At 41.2% G+C, this 23,141-nt stretch carries 22 protein-coding genes; 8 read left to right on the top strand and 14 right to left on the bottom strand.

The genetic code is table 11. The features are described 5' to 3' along the window. The first annotated feature begins 258 nt into the window (after positions 1-258). The gene (locus ACQV1I_RS03820; protein WP_116334781.1) at positions 259-4,839 is read left to right on the top strand and encodes a glutamate synthase-related protein; all 4,581 of its coding nucleotides are present in this window, start codon (positions 259-261) and stop codon (positions 4,837-4,839) included. Between the two features lie 253 nt (positions 4,840-5,092). After that, a complete protein-coding gene (locus ACQV1I_RS03815; RefSeq protein WP_018672458.1) occupies positions 5,093-5,776 on the top strand; it encodes a zinc metallopeptidase in 684 nt (227 codons plus the stop codon). A gap of 66 nt (positions 5,777-5,842) precedes the next feature. Here ACQV1I_RS03815 and ACQV1I_RS03810 read toward each other — a convergent pair whose 3' ends face one another. From ACQV1I_RS03810 to fabL, 6 genes are all read right to left on the bottom strand, one after another. Then, positions 5,843-6,457 carry a DL-endopeptidase inhibitor IseA family protein gene (locus tag ACQV1I_RS03810; protein WP_018672457.1) on the bottom strand — a complete coding sequence of 205 codons (615 nt, stop codon included), beginning with the start codon at positions 6,455-6,457 and terminating at the stop codon, positions 5,843-5,845. Positions 6,458-6,509: 52 nt separating this feature from the next. Continuing rightward, positions 6,510-7,715, bottom strand: a complete 1,206-nt coding sequence (locus ACQV1I_RS03805) for an MFS transporter (protein WP_018672456.1) — start codon at positions 7,713-7,715, stop codon at positions 6,510-6,512. A gap of 68 nt (positions 7,716-7,783) precedes the next feature. After that, positions 7,784-9,577, bottom strand: coding sequence for an ABC transporter ATP-binding protein (locus ACQV1I_RS03800; RefSeq protein WP_116334782.1), 1,794 nt, complete (start codon positions 9,575-9,577; stop codon positions 7,784-7,786). Between the two features lie 285 nt (positions 9,578-9,862). Further along, entirely contained in the window at positions 9,863-10,405 is a 543-nt protein-coding gene (locus tag ACQV1I_RS03795) for a DUF402 domain-containing protein (RefSeq protein ID WP_018672454.1), read from the bottom strand. A gap of 47 nt (positions 10,406-10,452) precedes the next feature. Beyond that, positions 10,453-10,866: a GNAT family N-acetyltransferase gene (locus ACQV1I_RS03790; protein WP_094701367.1), complete on the bottom strand. Its 414-nt coding sequence runs from the start codon at positions 10,864-10,866 to the stop codon at positions 10,453-10,455. Between the two features lie 103 nt (positions 10,867-10,969). After that, on the bottom strand, positions 10,970-11,728 hold the full coding sequence (gene fabL, locus ACQV1I_RS03785) for an enoyl-[acyl-carrier-protein] reductase FabL (protein ID WP_094701366.1): 759 nt from the start codon (positions 11,726-11,728) through the stop codon (positions 10,970-10,972). A 536-nt stretch (positions 11,729-12,264) separates the two neighbouring features. Between fabL and ACQV1I_RS03780 the strand changes: the two genes are divergently transcribed. Continuing rightward, a complete protein-coding gene (locus ACQV1I_RS03780) occupies positions 12,265-12,417 on the top strand; it encodes a hypothetical protein (protein ID WP_018672450.1) in 153 nt (50 codons plus the stop codon). Positions 12,418-12,550: 133 nt separating this feature from the next. Continuing rightward, entirely contained in the window at positions 12,551-12,712 is a 162-nt protein-coding gene (locus ACQV1I_RS03775) for a hypothetical protein (protein ID WP_018672449.1), read from the top strand. Between the two features lie 51 nt (positions 12,713-12,763). On the opposite strand, the gene mutY is transcribed toward ACQV1I_RS03775, so the two are convergent. Next, the gene (mutY, locus tag ACQV1I_RS03770) at positions 12,764-13,876 is read right to left on the bottom strand and encodes an A/G-specific adenine glycosylase (RefSeq protein WP_094701365.1); all 1,113 of its coding nucleotides are present in this window, start codon (positions 13,874-13,876) and stop codon (positions 12,764-12,766) included. Between the two features lie 284 nt (positions 13,877-14,160). On the opposite strand from mutY, the gene ACQV1I_RS03765 reads away from it, so the two are divergent. Continuing rightward, a complete protein-coding gene (locus tag ACQV1I_RS03765) occupies positions 14,161-15,168 on the top strand; it encodes a metal-dependent hydrolase (RefSeq protein ID WP_094701364.1) in 1,008 nt (335 codons plus the stop codon). 49 nt (positions 15,169-15,217) lie between these two features. Here ACQV1I_RS03765 and ACQV1I_RS03760 read toward each other — a convergent pair whose 3' ends face one another. Both ACQV1I_RS03760 and ACQV1I_RS03755 read right to left on the bottom strand, forming a co-directional pair. After that, entirely contained in the window at positions 15,218-16,132 is a 915-nt protein-coding gene (locus ACQV1I_RS03760; protein WP_018672446.1) for a cation diffusion facilitator family transporter, read from the bottom strand. 538 nt (positions 16,133-16,670) lie between these two features. Further along, a complete protein-coding gene (locus tag ACQV1I_RS03755; protein ID WP_018672445.1) occupies positions 16,671-17,279 on the bottom strand; it encodes a superoxide dismutase in 609 nt (202 codons plus the stop codon). A gap of 221 nt (positions 17,280-17,500) precedes the next feature. On the opposite strand from ACQV1I_RS03755, the gene ACQV1I_RS03750 reads away from it, so the two are divergent. Then, the gene (locus ACQV1I_RS03750; protein WP_018672444.1) at positions 17,501-18,268 is read left to right on the top strand and encodes a TSUP family transporter; all 768 of its coding nucleotides are present in this window, start codon (positions 17,501-17,503) and stop codon (positions 18,266-18,268) included. A 122-nt stretch (positions 18,269-18,390) separates the two neighbouring features. On the opposite strand, the gene ACQV1I_RS03745 is transcribed toward ACQV1I_RS03750, so the two are convergent. Next, positions 18,391-18,567, bottom strand: coding sequence for a hypothetical protein (locus ACQV1I_RS03745; protein ID WP_176452440.1), 177 nt, complete (start codon positions 18,565-18,567; stop codon positions 18,391-18,393). Positions 18,568-18,579: 12 nt separating this feature from the next. Then, positions 18,580-18,822: a YneF family protein gene (locus ACQV1I_RS03740; protein ID WP_018672442.1), complete on the bottom strand. Its 243-nt coding sequence runs from the start codon at positions 18,820-18,822 to the stop codon at positions 18,580-18,582. 147 nt (positions 18,823-18,969) lie between these two features. On the opposite strand from ACQV1I_RS03740, the gene ACQV1I_RS03735 reads away from it, so the two are divergent. Next, the gene (locus ACQV1I_RS03735; RefSeq protein WP_116334783.1) at positions 18,970-19,707 is read left to right on the top strand and encodes an N-acetylmuramoyl-L-alanine amidase family protein; all 738 of its coding nucleotides are present in this window, start codon (positions 18,970-18,972) and stop codon (positions 19,705-19,707) included. 38 nt (positions 19,708-19,745) lie between these two features. Then, positions 19,746-20,387, top strand: a complete 642-nt coding sequence (locus ACQV1I_RS03730; RefSeq protein WP_116334784.1) for a hypothetical protein — start codon at positions 19,746-19,748, stop codon at positions 20,385-20,387. Between the two features lie 38 nt (positions 20,388-20,425). Here ACQV1I_RS03730 and ACQV1I_RS03725 read toward each other — a convergent pair whose 3' ends face one another. The 3 genes from ACQV1I_RS03725 to ACQV1I_RS03715 form a co-directional block, all read right to left on the bottom strand. Then, positions 20,426-21,256, bottom strand: coding sequence for a metallophosphoesterase (locus ACQV1I_RS03725; protein ID WP_018672439.1), 831 nt, complete (start codon positions 21,254-21,256; stop codon positions 20,426-20,428). A 118-nt stretch (positions 21,257-21,374) separates the two neighbouring features. Further along, entirely contained in the window at positions 21,375-22,004 is a 630-nt protein-coding gene (locus ACQV1I_RS03720; protein ID WP_018672438.1) for a response regulator, read from the bottom strand. Further along, complete coding sequence (locus ACQV1I_RS03715; protein WP_018672437.1) at positions 21,979-23,130, bottom strand: sensor histidine kinase; 1,152 nt, start codon at positions 23,128-23,130, stop codon at positions 21,979-21,981. Before ACQV1I_RS03715 ends, ACQV1I_RS03720 begins: the two co-directional genes overlap by 26 nt. Between the last annotated feature and the right edge of the window lie 11 nt (positions 23,131-23,141).

Genomic DNA, 23,141 nt, shown 5'->3' with positions numbered 1-23,141 from the left:
AAATATTGCTTAATAATTCCTTAAACACACAAATATCAGAAAAAAAATTGCATAAAAACGCTTACATTTGTATAATTAATTGTTTTGTTATTGTTTTGCTTGCCCCTTTCATGTTATTCTCAATGGTAAATAACGATATGCTTCCCCTGTTTGCTATATTGAACATCCACATTGAGGTCTACTCCTCTATAAAAGGATTTATACTCAACTGTCTTAGAAGAACTAAGGAGGTGGAGGTCAGGCCTACTGACCGTTACTATGCAAAAGAGAAATGAAAAGCATACACACACCGAAAACTTTCGGAATTATCACACAACAGAGCATGATAGCTGTGGAATTATCTGTATCATTGAAAAAAAAGGAACACCTACAAGAAAAAATGTAGATGAAACAATTCGTACCCTCGTACAAATGGAGCATCGCTCTGGATTTATTGATGGAGAAGGTGACGGATGTGGTGTATTAACTGATATCCCACGCTATATCTGGGAAAAAAATTTAGAAAACTCAATCTTTGAAAGCGATTTGGCTTATGATCCTTCCTTTGCTGTTGCTCATATTTTCGTTCCACGCAAAGGACATGAAGTAGAAAAAGTCCAAGAAGGAATTGGCTTGCTTATTAAAAAGTATGGCTTAATTATTTTAGCTCAACGTGAAAATCAAGTTCATTCAGACGTTCTAGGAAAAAACGGAAGACAGGATGAACCACTTTTTTGGCAAATTGCTCTAATGCCGAATCAAGCCACCCAAACAACTTCACTATCGCCTGAACAATACGCCAAATTATTGTTTGAACTGCACGTCGAAATTGAAGATACCTATCATGTACATGTTGCTTCCCTCAGTAATCGCACCGTTTCTTATAAATTGATGGGCGCAGCGAACATCTTACCCCGCTATTTCGTAGATTTAGCTGATCCATCCTTCGCCTCCACTGTTACAATCGGTCATAATCGCTACTCAACTAACACATTGTCTAATTTTTTCCGAGTTCAGCCCTTTTCTTTACTAGGACATAATGGCGAAATTAATACCATTAGTAAACTAGAAGAAGAAGCTCGCATGCTACAAGTGCCGTTAGTCGAAGGCGGTAGCGATTCTCAAAATCTAAATCGTACTATTGAAACTTTTATTCACCGCTACGGATTAACTCTGTTTGAATCCTTAGAGGTAATTTTTCCACCTATCCACAATGAAATCAAATTGTTATCTCATGATTTACAGGATTTATACACTTACTTACGACAGGCTTGGGGCCACTTTGCTCAGGGTCCTGCGGGAATTGTTTCTCGTTACTCCGATCAATGCGTATTTAGCGTGGACTCCTTGGGATTGCGCCCCGTCTGGATGGTAGAAAGTGAAGAATCACTTTATTTCTCCTCCGAACAAGGCATTATTCCTGTGTCAGAAATGGTTAGTGAACCAAAATCATTAGCACCTGGTGAGAAAATTGGTGTTCAGCTAAGCCCGCAGGGTATCACAATTTTTAGTCACTCAGAGTTACGAGAGCTTGTTAAAACTAGCTTCCAGACAAAAATTTCCTGTCAACACTTCCGCCAGCATTTACATTACGCCTATAAAAGTGAAATGGTTTCTCCTTCTTGTGATTATGAAGCGCCTACAGCTCAAACATTCAGTGCATTTGGCTGGGATCGAGAGCAAATTCAGCTTATTGAGCAAATGGCTTCTAATGGCGCAGAGCCGATTCGCTCCCTTGGCTATGACGGACCACTTGCGGCCCTCTCCAAAGAACGCCAGAATATCAGCGATTATATTAAAGAGAGCGTGGCAGTCGTAACCAATCCGGCAATTGACAGAGATCGTGAAATTGAGCATTTTTCAACACGTGTGGTTTTAGGAAAACGCACATTTCTATCCCAGAAAGATACCACACCACATACTCGCATGGAGATCGCTTCGCCGCTACTAGTAGAGGGACAATCGTTTCAAGAGCTTGCAACTCCTCAGGGAATGATGACTTTGGAACAAATTATCTCTAGCTTCCATAAAAATCCGCATAGTGTAGTCGTCCTGCCCATCGTATTTCGAGAAGCAGAACGTCTGCTAGAAGCCCTGGATCGTCTTGCCCAAGAAGCTTGTCAAGCTGTGGAAAAAGGTGCCTCCTTACTGATTCTCGATGACTCAATGGTGCATATTGAAAATCAATATTTTATTGATCCTTTACTCGTAACAGCTCACATTGACAAAGCGCTCAAACAAACTGAATCTTCCAGTAAGAACCTGCGAAGACAAGTAAGCATCATCGTTCGCTCCGGTGCTATTCGTTCCTTGCATGACATCGCTCTTCTACTGGGAAGCGGTGCAGAGGCGGTGGCTCCACACGTATTGTTTGCCACTGTATATGCAAAGGGCGGTACAACAGCTGTTCATAATCTATTTACAGCTTTAACGAAAGGCTTAGAAAAAGTAACATCAACGATCGGTATTCACGAACTACGTGGCTATGGACGCCTCTTTTCTGCAATAGGTATCAGTACAGAAGTGGCTAGTATCCTCCAAATCCCAACCTTCTGTGGCTCAGATAAAGCTGGCTTGTCACTTGACCAGTTAGAAGCGGAAAGCCGTCAACGCTACGAATTATATAGAGATGAAAAATCTCGTGAAGCACGAACCTTCCATCTATTTCCACGTTTATGGAAAGCAATAGGGCAAATTGCCAGTGCTGAAATACCTTATGCAGATTACGCATTAAAATTAGAAGAAAACGAACAGGCAAATCCGATTTCCATCCGTCACTTAACTGATATTGCTTATGAAAAAAGTAGCAATCAGCAAGAGGAAGCTCAAATCGAATCCGATCAAGTAGACAACAGCGTAGGGGAGCATTCATTACCGTTTATGATTTCTTCTATGTCATTTGGTTCACAGAATGAAACAGCCTTCCGTGCCTATGCAGAAGCAGCTGATCGACTAAATATGATTTCCATGAACGGTGAAGGTGGAGAGATTAAAGATATGCTGGGTCAATATCCACGCACCCGCGGTCAACAGATTGCATCAGGACGATTTGGCGTAAACGTTGAATTAGCTAATTCTTCAAACTTATTGGAAATCAAGATTGGCCAAGGGGCCAAACCAGGTGAAGGTGGGCATTTACCCGGCTCTAAAGTTACAGAAAAAATTGCTGCTGCCCGTAATGCTACCGTAGGTTCCGATCTAATCTCACCTTCCAACAACCATGACATTTACTCCATTGAAGACTTGGCTCAGATGATTACAGAATTAAAAACAGCCAATCATCAAGCAAAAGTATGCGTAAAGGTGCCTATCGTACCAAATATCGGGACCATTGCTGTTGGAATAGCCAAGTCTGGTGCTGATTACATTACGTTGTCAGGGTTTGATGGAGGTACAGGAGCTGCCCGTGTGCATGCCCTACAACACGTTGGACTTCCTGCTGAGATTGGTGTAAAAGCAGCTCATAATGCCTTACTGGAGGCTGGCCTACGCAATCAGGTGGAGCTATGGGCAGATGGTGGCGTCAAAAGCGCACTGGATGTAGCTAAATTAATGATGCTAGGGGCTAATCGCATTGGCTTTGCTACATTAGCTATGATTGCTGTTGGGTGTACCACCTGTCGTGGCTGTCATTTAGATACCTGTCACGTTGGGATAGCCACTCAAATTGACAATATGGAGGAGGCACATGAAAAAGGCTTACGCCGTTTTGTCCCACGTCAATTTGATTTAGCGGTAGCTGGTCTTACTAATCTGTTCACTCAATTTGGTCAGGAATTACAACGAATTACTGCTACACTTGGATTTACCCATTCGCAGGACTTAGTTGGTCGATCCGATTTGTTAGTGCAAGCACGTGGTTTTAACCAAATGGATTTGGATTCACTGCTTTCTGTACATCCATTGTTTACTACCAAACAATATCGTGAAGCTATTTATGAATCCACAGCGGCTAAGGTATTGGTAGCAGCAGGAATAACAGAAAAAATAGAACAAACTCATGAAAAAGATCACTATTTCAGCCAAGATCAACCCATTCAGCAAAATTTCTCAGCCATTTTATCAGGAGAACGAGTATTGGGAAGTCGTTGGTCAGGGGCACGTGTGAAACCTTATTTAGACGGAAGCTATGTGTCCTTTCCAGAAGTCTCTTTGCACCTTGATCACGGCAGTGTTCCAGGAAATGGGCTTGCAGCTTACAATGCGGAGGGTGTGAGAATACGAGTACAAGGCGGGGCACAAGATGGTGTAGGTAAAACAAGCTTTGGAGGCGTCGTCTCCATACTCAAATCTAAAGGAGCACACGGGCAATATATAAATGGGTCTGTTGGTAAAAGCTTTTGCTATGGGGCACAAAAAGGGCTATTTATCGTACAAGGGAATGCTGATTCTCGTGCCTGTATCCGACTTTCCGGTGCGGACGTTGTATTTGGCGGTGCTATTACAGAACCTCTTCAGGATCAATTAGGAGGTTTGGGTGCCCGGGCCAATCTAAAAGGTTTCGCTTTTGAATACATGACAAATGGTCGGGCAATCGTATTGGGTGATCCAGGTCCATGGATTTGTGCCGGAATGACAGGTGGTACCGTATATGTTCGACTACAACCAGAACTAGGCTTTGATGAAGATGCCTTGAAACGTCGTATCGCCAAAGGAGCCAAAGTATTTATTTACAAGCTTGATTCCAAAGGCATCTCTGATGTATCTGAACTACTAGGAAAATATAAAGAAGAGTTATCGGCTACTGAACAATATGAGGAAGCAGGGCTCATTCAAAAATTATTGGAACATCCAGAAGCACACTTTGTACAAATTACTCCTAAAAAAGAGCAAGCTGATCCATCTGTATCAACTGAATAACAAAAGAAGAGAAGCAGGCCCCGTCGTGGGCTTGTTTTTTATTTGATCTCTTTTTGTGGTACTATCAAAATAAATGAAACTTTTTTTAATTTAATTCGTATCTAAATTAACTGGCAAGACTGTGCTAACGAGCTACAATCTATTTCTTTTCATGTAAAGATGTATTTTTGTGTCTTCTCACCATTTTTAGTGCACAATGAGCATAGGATGAGAAAAGGACAAGAATAATCATCATAGATAGGAGTGATATTATATGTTTTTTACCCCATGGACGCTGTTAATTTTTGCGGCATTCGGTCTAACAATGTGGGCACAGTTCCGTGTTAAGGGAACGTTTAGCAAATACTCGGAGGTACCTGTCTCCTCTGGAATGACCGGAGCTGAAGCAGCTAGACATTTACTGGATTCTAACGGTTTATCGCATGTTCCAGTCGAACATATACCAGGTACTCTTACCGATCACTACGACCCTATGTCTAAAACTGTTCGCTTATCAGATCCTGTGTATTTTAGCGATTCCATCTCAGCAGTATCTGTAGCCTGTCATGAGGTAGGTCACGCGATTCAGCACAAGGTTGATTATCCAATGTTAGTTGCTAGACATCGCATTTTCCCATTAGTTAATCTTACCTCTGGGATAGCCCCTTTCTTGTTGTTAGGTGGTCTCTTCCTTAAAATCAGTGGTCTCTTCTTACTTGGGATCATTGCTTTTAGCGTAGCCGTTCTATTTCAAGTCATCACATTGCCAGTTGAATTTAATGCTAGTAGCCGCGCTAAAGATCTAATGATTAAAATGGGCTATATCCGCAATTCAGAAGAGCGTGAAGTTAAGGCCGTACTTGGTGCCGCAGCTCTTACTTATGTAGCGGCAGCTCTCATGTCTGTGCTACAGTTGCTAGAGTATATCTGGTTGTTTAAACGAGATAGCGACGACTAACTTTTACTTCCATTCACAAAAAAAGGCGTCCCATCAGGGGCGCCTTTCATTTGTTTTTGATGCAAATTACTCCTTCACACCGGGAATTGTATCAAGCTTCCATACGCCATCCTCTTGTTTAATACGTACAGAATAGACTTTAAAATCAACTTGATCGCCTTCTCCGATAGGAACTTTAATCTCATACTCTCTGCCATTTTGGTTTTCTGTAATCATTTCTGCCTGTCCACTACCCCATTGAAGCACACTACTTTTATCAATGCTTGGTTGAGCCAGCTTTCCATCTTTTTCAATCAGCTTGAGATTGTTCACTACTTTATCGCTTGCTGTTTTTGTATAGACATTCTCTAGATATTTCATCAGCTTTTCTTTTGTATCTATATCGCTTCCTACAAAGCGATAGTCTTTACCCTCATGAGTGAAGCTCTTACTTTTATCTGGCTCTATTTTTCCACCGTTCAATACATACGCATAAGCGTCTGCTCCCTCTGCGGCCAAAGCGACAGCTTCCTTTTCATCCATATTGATATGCTTACTTCCAGCTGGTTTTGTAATTTCAGTAGCTGGTTGAGCAGTTTCTGTCGTTGGAGTTGTAGGCTTCTGGTCTGGCTGATTGCCGGTACAACCTGCCAATGCTACAACCAAAGCTGATAAAAGCAGAAAGCCTGTCCATTTTTTCATATTGTTTCACTCCTTTTTCAGTATGACGACAAAACGTAGTGGCACGTTACGCCTATTCACTCGACACTGCTTGAAAACCATGTCGAACCACATACAAGAACCATAAAAAATTTATAAAGAGGAGGATGCTCGTCATTAAGAATACACCGTTTAATCCTACATATCCAGCTAGAAATCCACCTGTCATCGGTCCAAGCATATTGCCAAGACATAGAAAGCTATTATTATAGCCAAATACTCGACTAACCATATGACTTGGAGTAGCTTTTCGTAACAATGAATTAACAGCCGGTAATAGTCCACCTACACATAATCCCGCCATGAAACGCAAAATAAGTAGCTGCCAAAGCGTTTGCACCATCGCCGTTGGAATATAGACAATAGCAGAGGCAAGTAAACAGCCAAGCAATACTTTATGCGAACCAATTCTATCCCCCAATTTTCCTAATTGAGGAGAAGCTAGAACATTAGCTATCCCTGTCATAGCTGTAACCAATCCTGCAAAAAAGGCTACTCTCTCGCCACTTCCAATCAGCTCTTTAACAAAGATCGGTAAGATTGGAACAATCCCATTTAACGCAAATTGAACAATTACGGTCACTCCAAACAGAACCGGTAACGTTTTGCTTGCAAACACCATTTTAAAATCATCCCGCAAACTTGTCTGTTCTGTTTTTGGCAAAGGTGTAAAGTCTTCCTTGACGGTAAACGTGATGATGAGAGTTGCTATAAATAATAAACTACCCGTTACCATAAACACAGCACGGTACCCAACTAGATCAGCAAGCAAGCCTCCAAAGAAAGGCCCCATAATCGAACCAGATACAACACAGGATTGCAAAATACCCAAAGCCCACCCCGAACGCTCCTTAGGCACGCTGGAGGCTACCAAAGCATTGCTGGCAGGAATGATTCCACTAATCGTTCCGTTTAATAAACGCAGCAATAATAAATGCCATACATTTCCTGCCAGTCCGGTTAGCCCAATCGTAATTGACATTAAAAAACCAGAGCGGAGTATCATAATTTTACGCCCATATTTGTCTGCTAAATTCCCCCAAATAGGAGAAACTAATCCAGCCGTTAAAAAGTTAGCTCCAAATATGATCCCAGACCACAACGTTGCGTCATGAGTGTTCGTGATATGTAATTCTTCTTGAATAAAGAGCGGGAGAAATGGCATCACCATACTCATTCCTACCATAACGATAAACAAAGCACCACAGAGAACAAACAAATTGCGTTTCCAGGTCTCCATACCCTCACTCCTTATTTTAAGCCAGTGAAAAAGTCAGAGGCTGTTTTTCTAAGTTGGATGTTACCTGCTCATCCCATCGTGGAAATAGCTTCTTGATCTACGTTGCCAAAATCCTGTACGTTCCACAAAGCATGATAAACTCCTTGCTGTTGAAGAAGTTCTTCATGTTTCCCCATCTCCACAATTCGTCCATCCTTTAACACAACTATCTTGTCTGCATGCGTAATGGTAGACAGACGATGAGCCACAATAATAGTCGTTCTGCCCTTTGCCAAATGAGCTAAGGATTCTTGAATCATGTGCTCAGATTCCAAATCTAATGCGGAAGTGGCTTCATCTAAAATTAAAATAGCAGGGTCCTTTAAAAAGACGCGAGCAATAGCAATTCGTTGCTTCTGACCCCCTGAGAGCTTGACTCCTCTCTCACCCAATTCAGTATCGTAGCCCTCTGGTAACTCGCAAATAAAGTCATGTGCATTCGCGGCTTTGGCTGCTGCTAACATCTCTTCTTCTGTCGCTTGCGGATTCCCCATTGTAATATTCATTCTGGCTGACTCGCTAAACAAAATGTTATCCTGCATAACAATTCCAATTTGCTCACGTAAGCTGTTTTGAGTAACGTCCCGTACATCGATGCCATCAATAAGGATTCGTCCACCTGTCACATCCCAAAATCGCGGAATTAAACTAATAAGAGAAGACTTTCCACCTCCTGACATACCGACTAATGCTACCGTTTCACCAGGCTCAATCCGTAAATGTACGTCATGTAGAACAGGTTTATCTCCTTTGTTATAAGCAAATGTAACCTTTTCAAACTCTACACGCCCGCTAATCCTTTTTGTTACAGGATTCACGGGCAACGTACAAGCTCCAGGCCGATCCACGATATCATATTGCTCATCAATAAATTCAAACATACGATCCATAGAAGCAATCGCCTGCGTCAATGTAGTCGATGAATTAACAACCCGTCTAAGTGGTGTGTATAATCGCTCCAAATAAGCGTAAAAGGCCATGAGTGTTCCAATCGTTAACATACCTTGGATAACTTGATAACCGGCAAAGCCAATAACTAACAGCGGCGCAATATCAGTAATCGTATTAACCACAGAAAACGTATAGGCATTCCAACTAGTTTGCTCTAAAGCTTTATTTAGGAATCTTTGATTTTTCTTTTCAAATTGTTTAGCTTCATACTCTTCCAAAGCAAAACTACGAGTAACAGAAATTCCATTAACTCTCTCATGTAGATGCCCTTGTAATTCAGCTAGCTTCTGGGACCGATCCCTCATTAATTGGCGCAATCTCTTATAAAAATACTTAATCGAGAATCCGTATAAAGGAAACACAACAATAGCAATCAAAGTTAGTTTTACATCCATAAATAACATAATGGAAAGCGTAATCACAATGGTCACCAAATCCAGCCAAATATTCATAAGACCTGTTTCAATAAAGCTTTTTGTCTGTTCTACATCATTCACAACTCGTGAAATAATTTCACCTACCTTATGATTGTTGTAAAATCGCATAGATAATTTCTGTAGGTGGCTAAATAATTGATTACGAATGTCGAATAGAACACGACTGGATATCCATTGGGCGTAATATTGGCGATAGTACTCTACAGGAGCTCGCACGATTGTAAACAGAAAAAAAGCAGCACACATTAACCAAAACAATTGATATAGCTTATCTTCCTTAGGCATTGTACCGGTAACCAAGGTATCTATCACATACTTGAGAATTAATGGCATTAATAATGGAATCCCAAATTTTACAATACCGATACCAATGGTTAAAATAATTTTCACTTTGTAAGGTCCCACATAACGTAAATATCTGCGTATGCTACTCATAGCACCCCTCCTGCTGTTAGTATGAAAGATGGATGCGCCGCTTTAATCCTCCGAAGCTAAGTCTCTGTGAACCGATTTTACACCAGATAGACGGTTATGTCTTGTTGTCAAGTATATGGTAACAGCCCATTTACCTCCAATAAATTCACGTTTCTTTTTCTTTTTAGCCGGTTTTCTCTGTTTTCTAACTATTGTAAGCGTATGGGATTTAAAAATACCCCTGTTATCGTTGGCAAATTTGCGCTTGACCGATAACAGGGGTGTGTGTCCATGACATATAATTGACTACTCTTCATCATTGTGTTTTAACAGTTGATAACGTTCATACCATCTTTGAACAAACCCACTCTGGAAAGGCCCACGTCTCGCTTTGATCCACTCCAAAACCTCATCCAACGCCAAGTGAACCCGTTCTTTCACATATGGAGGGTAATTCATTTGTGCGCTATGTAGTGCATATTCTTCTTCATCTAATACCGTATACGTCATATCTGGATAGACCTTCACATCCAGATCATAGTCAATGTAGCTAAGTAAATTTCCTTTTAAACTGAAAGGAGAACCGATGTTACAATAATAGTAAATCCCGTCATCACGGATCATGGCGAGTATATTAAACCATTGTCCCCGTCCAAATGTACAGATTGCAGGCTCTCTTGTACGCCATTCACGCCCATCAGACTCTGTGACTTTGACACGATCATTACCGGCTATCACCACTGCATCGCTTGTATGAATAAGCGTAGTGCGATCCCAAGTACGGTGTAAGGACTGATTATGTTTGAAGCTTTCAATGCGTATAATGGAACCTGGTACTTGCGACGACATGACTCTCTCCTTTCTTCAATTCTGCATCTTTCAAAGAAATATTTCCTTTAGGAGGAAATCCTTTTAGAAAGCGTAATATACTGTTGCAACTCATATCCCATGGTTTGGTAAAAAGGTAGCACCCGTTCATTCGCCTGATTTACCATGATAAGAATTTGATTGACTCCACGTTGGTGAAAACGATTCTCTAGAGCTTCCACTAACTTACGGCCTATGCCCATTCCTTGGGAAGAAAGCGAAACGGCTAAACGATAAAAATAAGCACGAGTCCCATCTATCGTGCCGACAATAACGCCTACGACTTCTCCAGCTTCCTCAGCAACCATAACCAAGTCGCTGTCCCAAGCTAATTGTTTAGCAAGCGAATCCATCGTTTCGGTATCAGTTCGATCTAATTCTGTTTCTTGCCAAATACGAGTAATTGCCGCATAATCGCCCAGACGAAACGTCCGAATAATCATAATAGGCGCCTCCCTTAGACGGCTTCATTTTTCTATTGTACACTACTAGGGAAAGTTTGTCCCCTTAAACACAACTAACATTGTAGCAGTTTTCTAACAGGAACTAAACCAGTAAAGAAATACCGCCATCAACAATAATCGTCTGGCCGCAAATCATTTTTGCTTGGTCTGATAACAAGAACATCGCCGCATTAGCCAAATCCTCTTCTTCTACCATACGACCTACTGGAGTGCGGTTAGCGGATGCTTCTAATAATTCTTCTCGGTTTGGGAAGTGCTTTAATGCGCCTGTATCGACAACGCCTCCAGACACAGCATTTACAGAGATATTATACGGAGCTAATTCTACAGCAAGATAACGAGTTAAAGCCTCTACAGCGGCCTTAGATACTCCCACAGTTGTGTAATTTTCAATTACGCGTATGGAGCCCAAACTGGACAAGCTTACGATTTTACCACCATCATTTGTTTTTTCCATCAGTTTCGCTGCTTCTTGCGCACAGAATAATAAAGCTTTACTGTTAATTTCCATAGTCCAATCCCAGTGGCTCTCTTCAAGCTCCATTAAAGGTCGTAGGACACCAGAAGCTGCATTGTTTACAAGAATATCCAGACGGCCGAATACCTCATCAATCTCTTTAAACATTTCTTTGATTTTTGCAACATCTCCAACATTGGTTTTCACCAAATGAACGTGAACACCTTTCGCTTCCAATTCAGCTGCTGTTTCTCTTGCTGCTGTACGATTCCGTAGATAGTTAATGACTAAATCATAGCCTTGATCAGCTAATTGATGTGCAATCGCCTTCCCAATACCTCTGGTTCCACCTGTAACTAACGCCACTTTCCCATTTCTACTCATATATTTCTTCCCTTCTTCCTAAAATGTTAAAAAAACATTTCATCTACCAGCTATTAACATCTGGTACTAATTGACTTCTATATTATACAAGCTATATCATCGCATCGCTACGTGAAAATGTGGATAAGGTGTAGCCCTCATTACCTAATTATTGCCATCTAATTAATAAGCCTTCAATGTTTTTATTTTTTTTTACAAATGATTAATTTTATGCTTTACAAATTGAAAATAATGCCATACTATTAAGGAATAATACCAGTCATATGGAAAGGAGGTTCAGAAAATGATGTTTATGGGAATCTTTACACAATTAGTTGGCAACAATAGTGCTATGCATAATTTCATAACATTTTCTCTCCTCGCTTCCAGACAGGTGATGGTTGTTTAGCCATTCTTTATGCCTGATAAGTAGATCGTAGGAGAGGTATCTCTTGCGGTGCATATTTACTTTTACACGCTCAGACCGTGAGATACCCATATCTTACGGTCTTTTTATGTTCTTTTTTCATAGAAATTGAAAGGGGGTGACACAAGTCATGGTATTTCATTTTTTTATGTTTTCTGTTCAGATTAAACGCAACAAGCCGCCTGTTGAAAGACAAACAGAACTTTACTTCCAGGAACAATGGATTAAAGAACGCGATGAAAAACGGTACATGTTAGACGCCCAAACGCCGTATATTATGTAAGTATTCTTACTTTGAATGGGAGGAATGTTGAGATGAGAAATGTTAAACGTAAACAACGTATGAAGTATGTAGGTGTAAAGGCGCTAGATGGGACCTGACTGGATGAACAAAAAATAAAAGGAGGATGTGCACTGTGCATATTCCAATGATCTTTTTTACCATTATTATTGAACGTAAAAAGAAATCACCGGAGAAAACATACCGAGATTATATCCAACATAAACGTATTGAAAAAATCCGTGAAGAAAACCAACAACGATGTATTGAGCATCATTATTTAATGAATCGATTCTAAAAAATCGGAATAAGCCTGTAAAAAGCCCCTCTTGTGAAGGGGCTTTCTCCGTTAACAATTTTCTTCCTTCGCTAATATTTCGGCAATGATCTTATTGTGTAATACGGGGAATGCATATTGTGACATTTCCTCTGAGGTAACAAACACAGCATTCTCTTTTAGCGGCTCACCTGAAATGTGCTCCATTACATACACATCTACATTCCAATGCAAATGAGAGAAGGTATGTTGTACATTCATCAGATAATCTCCCAAATCTACCTCTAGTCCATACTCTTTTTCCAAGAAACGTAGCAATTGTTCCTCGTCATCCTTTGTCCCCGCATGCTCTATCATAGGAAATTCCCATAATCCTGCTAATAATCCCTGTTCAGGACGCTTTTGAATAAGGAATTGGGAGTCACGTTTTACTACCGCTGTTAGTAATTGAACGGGACGCGGTGGCTTTGCCTTCCCTTTGACGGGCAATGTATCCTGCACGCCTTCCTTTCGAGCTAAACAGTAATCAAAGACGGGACAGGTAAGGCATTGCGGATTTTTAGGCAGACAAACAAGTGCCCCTAATTCCATAATCGCTTGGTTAAAGTCACCCGCTCGTCCGATTGGAATTGTTTGTTTAACTAGCTGTTCCATTTTGGTCCGTGTAGCTGGTTTAGCAATATCATCATCCATCAGTAAAAGTCTGGAAAACACACGCATTACATTACCGTCCACCGCTGGTACAGGAACTTCATAAGCTATACTTAAAATGGCACCGGCTGTATATGGGCCTACACCCTTTAGCTTAGAAATTTCTTCAGGTGTGTCAGGAACTACTCCACCATACGAAACTGTAACCTCACGAGCTGCGGCTTGTAAGTTACGTGCTCGGGAATAATAACCTAGTCCTTCCCATGCTTTTAGAACCTGTTCCTCAGGAGCTGCAGCCAGCGCTTCCACTGTAGGGAATTTTTGCATAAAATTTTGATAGAAGGGTTTCACGGTTTCTACACGTGTCTGTTGTAGCATAATTTCTGAAACCCAGACACGATAAGGGTCTCGATTTATTCGCCATGGTAAATCTCGCTTTTGGGCATCATACCAATACAAGAGATCTTGAGCAAAATCAAACGCTTGAAATTCATCGGGCAGTGTATAAATAGTTGGTTGTTTTTTTCTTGTCATGCTTTTTCTTTGTTTCCCCTTTGTACTTTTCAGGTTACATCCATTTTTATATTGCAAGACGTGCAGAGATCATCTACTTCCATCTTGCCAAAAAAAACTGGTTTGAACAAGCGCCATCCTACATTTGCCATACTGATGTATTGTTTTTGTTAGATGTAGAGAGAATGATACACAACGAAGTCACTGTCTGTGAATTGAATACTTTTTTCTAGAAAGGATTGAAGAATTACGTTAGTTGTGCCATAATTTTTCCACCATCCCCGTGCGAAAGGAGAAATCTTCTAATGGATACTGCCACGCATTTTGCCATCGGTTTTGGTTTAGCCGCCCTTGCTCATCTAGATCCTGTTGTAGCAAACAATCCGGGTTTAGCTGAAGCGGTAATGATTGGAACAGTCATCGGTCAACAAGCACCCGATTTTGATGGATTTACTCGTCTACTCGGTAATGCAACATATATCCGCAACCATCGGGGAGCCTCTCATTCGATCCCTGCTATTTTCATCTGGACACTCTCCATTTTTGGACTTATCCAATACTTCATTCCGCAAGAACACTGGGGGCATTTACTCGGTTGGACATTCTTTGCTGTCTTTTTACATGTTTTTGTCGATATATTTAACTCCTATGGGACACAGGCACTACGACCCTTTAGGCGAAAATGGGTTGCCCTTTGTACCATGTTTATCTTTGATCCTCTAATCTTTGCCTTGCATATCATCGGACTATTATTGTGGGCGGCTGGTGCTGAGCCTGGTAAGCTGTTCCTTGTTATATACGTATTTATTGCCCTTTATTATGTAAAAAGGTATCGGGTACATGCACGTGAGCTAGCCTATCTTCAATCCTCATTGGGGCTAACAGGAGAGTATACGTTAATCCCTACTTATTCATGGAGTCAGTGGACGTTCGTCGTAAAAACGCCTCAGCAATGGTATGTAGGAGAGATACATCAAGGCTCAGAGCCATTAGTGCTTGATATTTTCCCAATTCCAAAAACTGAGCCAGAGCTTATTACCCTTACGAGACAGGATAAAAAAGTGCAAGCCTTTCTTTCCTTTACCCACCATGTTCATGCAGAAGTGATACAACGTTCTTTTGGCTATGAAGTAAAATGGAAAGATTTGCGTTATCGTGCTAAGCATATGGGTAAATCGCATTACATGCTGGTAGCTGTCGTCTATCTAGATCAAGATAAACAAATTCGCGATTCATTCGTAGGCTGGATTCACCACAGCGAAGACCAGTTAACCAAAAAATTAAATCCCCAAAAAGAGATTCAGGTTAATTAGAAAAGCAAAAGCTCCTTCTTAGTGAGGAGCTTTTGCTTTTTGACACATTCTATGTTCGAGATTTATTTGGTCTACGGGAAGCTGGCTCTACATGAATCAGCATTCGTTCAATCCCATTAAATCCTTTCAAATATTCTTCAATCCTATCCGTAACATCATGACTTTCTGCTACAGTTAAGGATGATGGTACTTCAATAATACAATCAACATGAACAGCGCTTCCATGATAACGAGCCCGTAAATCAGTCACTCGGCTAACACCATTCACTTCCATAATACGATCGTGAATCTCTTGCCATTTATCTTCTTCAAAGGCATCCATCAGGCTGTCAACTGCCTGTTTTCCTACCACATATGCCGTCTTAATAATGAGTAAGCCAACGATAAGTGCCACCAGGGCATCTGCCCATAGCCAGCCTAGTCGGGCTGTACCAATACCAATTAATGTTCCAATACTTATAATCGCGTCACTTCGATTATCATAAGCAGCAGCCATAACTGCCAGATTATCTGTTTCTTTGCCAATAGCCATATTGTAACGAGATAAGAGATATAGAATGAGAGCACCACCAAAAGCGACATACATAGATAAAGGATCAGGAGCTATTACTTGCGCTTCTGGTCTCCATAATTTCATAAAAGCACCCTTTAAAACATCTATTCCTACCACTGCCATCATAAAAGCCGCTAATAGGGCTGCTGTCGTTTCTGCACGAAAATGTCCATATCGATGATTGTGATCAGCTGGTTTTTGGGAAATATACATACCAATCATCAGGGCAATAGACGCCAACACATCTGATACGTTATTCCATCCATCTGCTGTCAATGCCTCAGATTGAGCAAACATCCCAACCAGAATCTTACTAACAGACAGGATCAAATAAAGGAAGATGCTAATCTTAATGGCTCTGCTTCCCTTTTTGTATTTCAGGAGCTTCGTGCTCCCTTCTATACTTTCCACAGTAGCTTTCCTCCTCATACCGAACTTTCTATGTTTAATGGTAACGATCCAAAACCGTGTTAGTCCAGAGAAACGTTTTTGCAAAAAGGCAGGATTGCATCTATAAGGAAAAAGATTTGCATGGAGGAAACCCTTTATAAAGCTAGATACTATTGGGCTTGTAGGAAAGTGAAGCACTTATTTTTTGGAAAGCGTTTTAGACAGTTCCTTTTTTAAATTTGTATGCTAATTCCTTTTTAGGATGTTATGCTTCTTAGAAGTTGTTGTCGGATCAAATAAAAAATTCATACTAGGACGAGGAAATAAAACCCAACCTCTAGATTTATTTATATCTTGGAGATGAGAAAAATGTGAGCAGAACAGCAGAAATTAGTGGGTTTATGTGGAAATTTTTGAGTCATTAATTGATGAGCCCTAACGTGCATCGTAGCCAATGGCTGTGGTCGATATTTATTTTATAGCATTACAATAAAAAAGGGTAAGCATACCTATTAGATCCATCTAATAGGAGGCTTACCCTTTGTATTTATTCCATGTATTAGCGAGCTGCTTCGAAGCGTTTGTTTACTTCTTCCCAGTTAATCAAGTTCCAGAAAGCACCGATGTAGTCTGGGCGTTTGTTTTGGTAATTCAAGTAATAAGCATGCTCCCAAACGTCTAGACCAAGAACAGGCTTTTTGCCTTCCATTACTGGGCTATCTTGGTTAGGTGTGGATGTGATCGCTACTTTATCACCGTCTACAATTAGCCAAGCCCAGCCAGAACCGAAACGGCCTGTAGCTGCTTTTGTAAATTCAGCTTTAAAGTTATCATAGCTACCGAATGCAGCATTGATTGCGTCAGCAATAGCACCTGTTGGGTTTCCGCCGCCATTTGGACTTAGAATTTCCCAGAATAAGCTGTGGTTCGCATGTCCACCACCATTGTTACGAACAGCTGTACGGATACCTTCTGGAAGTGCATCAAGATTAGAAATTAATTCTTCTACGCTTTTTCCTTGAAGATCAGCATGACCTTCTAAAGCGGCATTTAAATTGTTAACGTAAGTAGCATGATGACGATCATGGTGGATTTCCATTGTTAGTGCATCAAAATGTGGTTCCAATGCATTGTTTGCATATGGTAGTGCAGGTAGTTGATGTGCCATTACAAAAACTCCTCCTTTATGTAAGTAAAAAATCCTTTACTCTTGCTTTACTATTTAATTATAGCGTAAATGACTGGATTAATGCAACTAAAATGTATTGAAAGTATAGTAAGGTATTTCATTCTACATTACTGAAGGCTGAACCCTTGCAAACCCGATCTCTCATGATAAACTGTACATTATCAAATATTTCACAATTGAATAAAGGAGTCTGACTCTAAATGGAACTCGATATATCAACCATTATTTTACTTGCTTTAATCGGATTTTTAGCTGCGTTCATTGATAGCTGTGTTGGCGGGGGAGGTCTAATTTCTCTTCCTGCTTTGCTTGGTTTAGGCCTTCCCCCTCACCTTGCATTGGGAACCAATAAACTGGCAGGTACTCTTTCGTCCCTAACCAGTTCGATCACCTTCATTAGTATGGGGAAATACGATAAAAAGCTAATGTTAATCCTCGCTCCTGTTTCATTTATCGGTGCATGGATAGGTGCCCTGACGGTTTTAGATGTTCCTCAAGGCTTTCTTAACACGCTAGTTATTATTATGATGGGTCTTATCTTTGTTTATACTCTTCTAAACAAAAAGTTTGGCCATGAAGCAAATTTTAAAGGGTACACAACCTTTACAGTTAGCTGGGGCATTTTATTTGCCTTTTTGATCGGTTTCTACGACGGTTTTTTCGGTCCTGGCACAGGCTCCTTCTTTGTATTCCTCATGGTGCTACTATTCGGCTATGATTTTGTAATCGCTGCTGGTAATGGTCGTATCCTGAATCTAGCCAGCAATATCTCATCACTTGCTGTATTCATCTGGAATGGTAAAGTTCTCTTTTCTATTGGCTTAGTTATGGGATTGGCCATGATTTTAGGCGCAACTCTTGGTGCCCGTGTGGCAGTTATGACTGGTGTTCGCTATGTGCGCCCGTTGTTTCTTATCGTGTCAGTCTCTCTCATTACAAAAATGGTATATGAACTACTAATCAAATAAGAGTAAAGCAAAACGGCGTGCACCACCCAGTGGTTGCACGCCGTAATTTTTTACTATAACAGGTGACTTTCTCCTGTTTGATCAATGAAACCTGTTTCGCTAATGGGCACCAGTTCTCCCCGTTATTTGCCATCCTTATGTTGCTTTATACGGGCAATGATTCCGTCCGCTAATAGGCCAATACCTGCACCATAAAAGGGCGCTGCCATTCGAAATCCTGTTGGTAAATCTTTAAGAAAAAACAGTATGACTCCAATGATAAAGCCTAACATCATAAAGCGAATACGCGAGGAGCCCAAGTTGCTTCCCTCCTATTTTGACTTAGGTTTAGGGAATTTTGTGTTCGGCATTTTCATGTTTTTCATGTTGCGGCTCATTTGTTTTAGCTGCTTTTGATTTAAATTCATACCCATAGAACGTGCCATGGTTTGAATTTGTTTTTCATCCATTTGCATGTTGGCTACTTGCTTTTTAAGATAGTGAACTCCACCATAGAACCCACCAGCTAAACCTGCGAGTAGCGTAACAATTGGAATAACCCAGTTGTACCACATGTTCCATTACCATCCTTTTTTAATATCTTATCCCGTCCATTTTACCATAAGAAGCTTCCCTGTCCATGTAGATTTGTGTCGTACAGTATGAAATGAGGCTAACTTTTTATAATAGGACCCGCATATACTGTGCCGAGGTGAAGAAAAATGACTACTTTCGTCATGATCGACCCTGGACATGGTGGCATTGATCCAGGAGGGGGAACCAACAGCTTGTTTAAAGAAAAAGACCTCGTATTAAAGATTTCCCTTTATCAGCATCAACGCTTTTTAGACTTAAATATTCCAGCTATTCTTACTCGATCCGCAGATATGACGCTTGGAAGCGACCAGCGTACATCATTAGTTCGTAATAGCGGAGCACGTTATTGCCTATGTAATCATGTTAACTCAGGTGGCGGTTCCGGGGCAGAAGGAATCTATTCCATTCACGCCTCCTCAGCCATGGCTCGTTCTCTTTTTGAGGAAATCGAGACAGCTGGTATGCCTGTGAGACGGATCTATACGCGTACTCTTCCCAATAATCCCCAACTTGATTACTATTTTATGCATCGAGACACAGGAAATGTAGAAACGGTCATAATCGAATATGGATTTGCAGATAACCCAGCAGATGCCCAGTTCTTAAATACGAAGTGGAAGGATTTAGCGGAAGCCGTTGTTCGTGGCTTTGCTGAGTTTGCCAATCTACCTTATACTCCCCCATCGAGTACTTCACCAAAGCCTGAACCACCTAATGATTGGAAAGAAGAAGCTGTTAACTGGCTTTACCAAGAAGGTATTTTAACGAATGAGGATTGGCGGCAAAATATTGATAAACCTTTGCCGTTATGGGCAGAAGCCATCGTGTTGCGTCGTTTATACGAAAAAATAATGAAAAAATGATTATATGAAGACATGACCAAACAAAAGGAGACGTTCCCATGAGCTTAGACATTGGTGCTATTGTAGCCATCGCTATGGCGGCAACCTCTACTCTATCTACCTGGTTAGGTATTCCTGTGAAGCTAAGAGCCTGGACAACATTGGGATTTATTTTGCTACTAAAGCTGGGCTACGATTGGTTATATGGTCCTGTACCATTTATCTGGAAGGATTCACTCATGCATGGAATTACGGCTGGTCTAGCAGCCGTAGGAATTTACTCCACCACGAAAAATACCCACCAACATGTGCGCTCACTAAAAAATGAAACGATCAATAACGAACCAAATACTAATAAGTTGACCAATGATATTGATCCCACAACGCTTATTTTCTCTTCTCAAGATCAAGTTGTTGATCAATCTCCTGTGCAGCCCTTCAATCAATCCCATTCACAGGTTTCATCATTACAAACACAGACCCCAATAGAAAATCCTAGTTCACCACAGCAGTCATCAATAGAAACTGCATTGAATCAACCCCTACACTCCACTACCACCCCTTCTTCTATCCCCCATTCCGGTCCAGAGAACCTGCCCCCTACTACCTTCAAACCATCCAGTGAAGCACCTTTTGAAGAACCTACTCAATCATCTAATGATTCCTCTGATAAAAAATCTTCCTACGAAGACTATGTCTAAAAGCGAGCCAAAGTTGACCGGCTCGCTTTTAGATACAGCTATTTCTTTTTCACATAACGTGTGAGTGGAGTATCATCCAAACCGGAATAATTGGTTTTAGCCACAACGCTGACAAGCTCATCTTCTGGGAACCGATAAGCAGTTAACTTCCCCCCAAACACACATCCCTGATCAATATTAATCGCGTTCTGCCTCTCACTGCGTTCTGGTTCTGGGCGAGGATCATGTCCCCAAATGATTAACATATCGGATAAATGCTCTACCGTCCAATCTTTGCGGATAGGCCTTCCATCTGGACCCAAACCTGCAACATCTCCATATCGACAAAAGTTTTGGATGGTCGGTGAATCCTCCCCAATATAACTGTCCTTAATCCCAGCATGCACTGCAACCAAGGCTTTTTTACCTCGATACTTCACAATAATATGCGAAGGTGCTGACATGAGTAATTGCAAACTGGCATAACGAAATTGAGCAGTGCGTCGTGCCCCGTGTTCCGTTTCGTAACGTTCAAATTGTTGTTCCACTAACTCATCACCATGCGCTAGCATGACACGTCTTCCATCTAGCCAACGTGCAATTTTCCAGCCATGATTGCTGTCTACCATCTCAGCTAGCCCCTCTTTAATATGCCTGATAAAAAAATCAAGCAGCTTAAGTGATTCAGGCCCCCTACTCGTAATATCTCCCAGTGACAATATCTTTCTTCCCATAGGATGTTTATATAGCTGATCCTTTGCATCGAACGTGTAGCCGAGCACCGACAACAGTTCAATAAATTCTTCATAGCAACCATGTATATCTCCGATGACATCTACTCCACTATTTGCTGTGAAGAACTTGGATCGCTTCGGCATAAACTTTTTCATGCGACCAACTCCACTATATTCCATATTCTTATAGTATTACCCTAAGTAGTCCTATTTGATAAGTAATAGAAAGAAAAACCCGAAGACACTCTCCGGATTTTGTGGGGTTGTTTATTTATTAATGTAATTGATGTTTATGTACATAAATAGCCGCTTGTGTCCGATCTTCTACACCTAGTTTTGATAAAACATTACTTACATGCGTCTTAACCGTTTTAATTCCAATTATTAATTCATCTGCGATCTCTTGATTCGATTTTCCCTGCCCGATCAGCAACAGTACCTCCAATTCACGCGGGGTCAATTGCTGGTGCGCTGGCGTCTGCGCACCTGTACGAAAACGAGCCATGATCTTGCTCGCTACTCGCGACTCCAGTACAGGCTCACCATCTACCGCTGCACGAATAGCTTTTACAATTTCGGAGGCACGGGAGGTTTTTAACAGATAACTAAATGCTCCTGCTTCAATAACGGGATACACTTTTTCATCGTCAATAAAGCTGGTAAGTACAATAACCTTCGTCTGAGGCAATACTTCCCGAACTTTCCTAGTTGCCTCGATACCTCCCATGCCCTCCATGACTAAATCCATGAGTACAACATCTGGTTGCATTTCCTCTACCAGGCGTACACCCTCTTCTCCACTTGAAGCCTCTCCTACCACTTCTATATCATCCTCTGTGGATAAATAAGAAGCGAGTCCCATACGTACCATCTCATGATCATCTACTAATAATACCCGGATCATTCTCTCCATCTACTCCTTTTGGGTGTACGTCCAGCAGTAACGGGACGCGTATTTCGATCTGTGTGCCATTGCCTGGTGATGAGTAAATCTCCATTGCACCGCCGATTTCATCAACCCTCTCACGCATGGACACCAACCCATATGAGGTCATTTTTTCTCCATCTGGATCAAAACCAATTCCATCATCCGCAATGCGTAAACGTACATGCCCTTGTAGCGTGAATAATTTTATTGTAATGCTATGTGCTCTGGAATGACGCAAGGAGTTGGATAGTGCTTCCTGCAAAATCCGAAACAACTGATCCTCAATGCCATTTGGGATGTTGGCAATGTTACTGATTTCCCAATTAATATCCAATGTATGCTTGATCTTTAACTCTTCTAACAGCTCCTCAACCGCTTCACCTAACGATTTATTTTGTAATGTAGCAGGACGCAAATGTAACAGTAATGCTCTCATCTCTGCCTGTGCTCCTGCTGCCATTTCCTCTACCAATTCAATCTGTTGTGCAGCTCGACTTGGATTTTTATCAATCAACCGCTTGATAGCAGCAGTGGTCATCGCGATAGCAAACAATTGTTGACTGACTGCATCATGCAATTCACGTGCAAGTCGTTGGCGTTCCTCTGTCACCGCGGCAACTTTAACCTGATCATGCAATTCTGCATTATGCGTGGAGAGTCGTTGTAATGAGGCTACCTGACCTTCCCATTTAGCTGCAAGACGATTCAACTGCCAGCCCAATTCGCCAATCTCGTCTGATCCTAATTCAGGTACCCGATATGATAACATACCGCGTTCTAAATTCATCGTCGCTTCCCATAGAGAATATAGACGCTTTTTTAACAGATTACCAGCGATATAACCACTGACTAACCCAACAACAGTAGCCACTAATAATCCCACAACTAATTGGAAAAAGAAGATACGCCAGCTAAAATCAACGTTCACAGATACGTGTAGATATTTGGCCAACCACTCATTAACTTCTGGTCGATCCTTACTAAAATGACCAATCCATAAGAAAATACCGAACATCGTCAACACCGTGCTGTTTGTCCAGAACAGCGCTTGTTGAACTGCCTGCCATTGAATGCTTTTTAATGTCGAATATGATTGTTTCATACGTCAGTACA

The organism is Brevibacillus sp. JB24b (assembly GCF_051713385.1).
Taxonomy (GTDB): Bacteria; Bacillota; Bacilli; order Brevibacillales; family Brevibacillaceae; genus Brevibacillus_B; species Brevibacillus_B laterosporus.
Note: the sequence above shows the minus strand (reverse complement) of the source record. Positions and strands in the feature narration are given on the sequence as shown.

Excerpts from the sequence above, each read along its gene's own strand:
- ACQV1I_RS03820 (WP_116334781.1), top strand. The coding sequence starts at position 259 with ATGCAAAAGAGAAATGAAAAGCATACACACACCGAAAACTTTCGGAAT.
- ACQV1I_RS03815 (WP_018672458.1), top strand. The coding sequence starts at position 5,093 with ATGTTTTTTACCCCATGGACGCTGTTAATTTTTGCGGCATTCGGTCTA.
- ACQV1I_RS03810 (WP_018672457.1), bottom strand. The coding sequence starts at position 6,457 with ATGAAAAAATGGACAGGCTTTCTGCTTTTATCAGCTTTGGTTGTAGCA.
- ACQV1I_RS03805 (WP_018672456.1), bottom strand. The coding sequence starts at position 7,715 with ATGGAGACCTGGAAACGCAATTTGTTTGTTCTCTGTGGTGCTTTGTTT.
- ACQV1I_RS03800 (WP_116334782.1), bottom strand. The coding sequence starts at position 9,577 with ATGAGTAGCATACGCAGATATTTACGTTATGTGGGACCTTACAAAGTG.
- ACQV1I_RS03795 (WP_018672454.1), bottom strand. The coding sequence starts at position 10,405 with ATGTCGTCGCAAGTACCAGGTTCCATTATACGCATTGAAAGCTTCAAA.
- ACQV1I_RS03790 (WP_094701367.1), bottom strand. The coding sequence starts at position 10,866 with ATGATTATTCGGACGTTTCGTCTGGGCGATTATGCGGCAATTACTCGT.
- fabL (WP_094701366.1), bottom strand. The coding sequence starts at position 11,728 with ATGAGTAGAAATGGGAAAGTGGCGTTAGTTACAGGTGGAACCAGAGGT.
- ACQV1I_RS03780 (WP_018672450.1), top strand. The coding sequence starts at position 12,265 with ATGGTATTTCATTTTTTTATGTTTTCTGTTCAGATTAAACGCAACAAG.
- mutY (WP_094701365.1), bottom strand. The coding sequence starts at position 13,876 with ATGACAAGAAAAAAACAACCAACTATTTATACACTGCCCGATGAATTT.
- ACQV1I_RS03765 (WP_094701364.1), top strand. The coding sequence starts at position 14,161 with ATGGATACTGCCACGCATTTTGCCATCGGTTTTGGTTTAGCCGCCCTT.
- ACQV1I_RS03755 (WP_018672445.1), bottom strand. The coding sequence starts at position 17,279 with ATGGCACATCAACTACCTGCACTACCATATGCAAACAATGCATTGGAA.
- ACQV1I_RS03750 (WP_018672444.1), top strand. The coding sequence starts at position 17,501 with ATGGAACTCGATATATCAACCATTATTTTACTTGCTTTAATCGGATTT.
- ACQV1I_RS03740 (WP_018672442.1), bottom strand. The coding sequence starts at position 18,822 with ATGTGGTACAACTGGGTTATTCCAATTGTTACGCTACTCGCAGGTTTA.
- ACQV1I_RS03735 (WP_116334783.1), top strand. The coding sequence starts at position 18,970 with ATGACTACTTTCGTCATGATCGACCCTGGACATGGTGGCATTGATCCA.
- ACQV1I_RS03730 (WP_116334784.1), top strand. The coding sequence starts at position 19,746 with ATGAGCTTAGACATTGGTGCTATTGTAGCCATCGCTATGGCGGCAACC.
- ACQV1I_RS03725 (WP_018672439.1), bottom strand. The coding sequence starts at position 21,256 with ATGAAAAAGTTTATGCCGAAGCGATCCAAGTTCTTCACAGCAAATAGT.
- ACQV1I_RS03720 (WP_018672438.1), bottom strand. The coding sequence starts at position 22,004 with ATGATCCGGGTATTATTAGTAGATGATCATGAGATGGTACGTATGGGA.
- ACQV1I_RS03715 (WP_018672437.1), bottom strand. The coding sequence starts at position 23,130 with ATGAAACAATCATATTCGACATTAAAAAGCATTCAATGGCAGGCAGTT.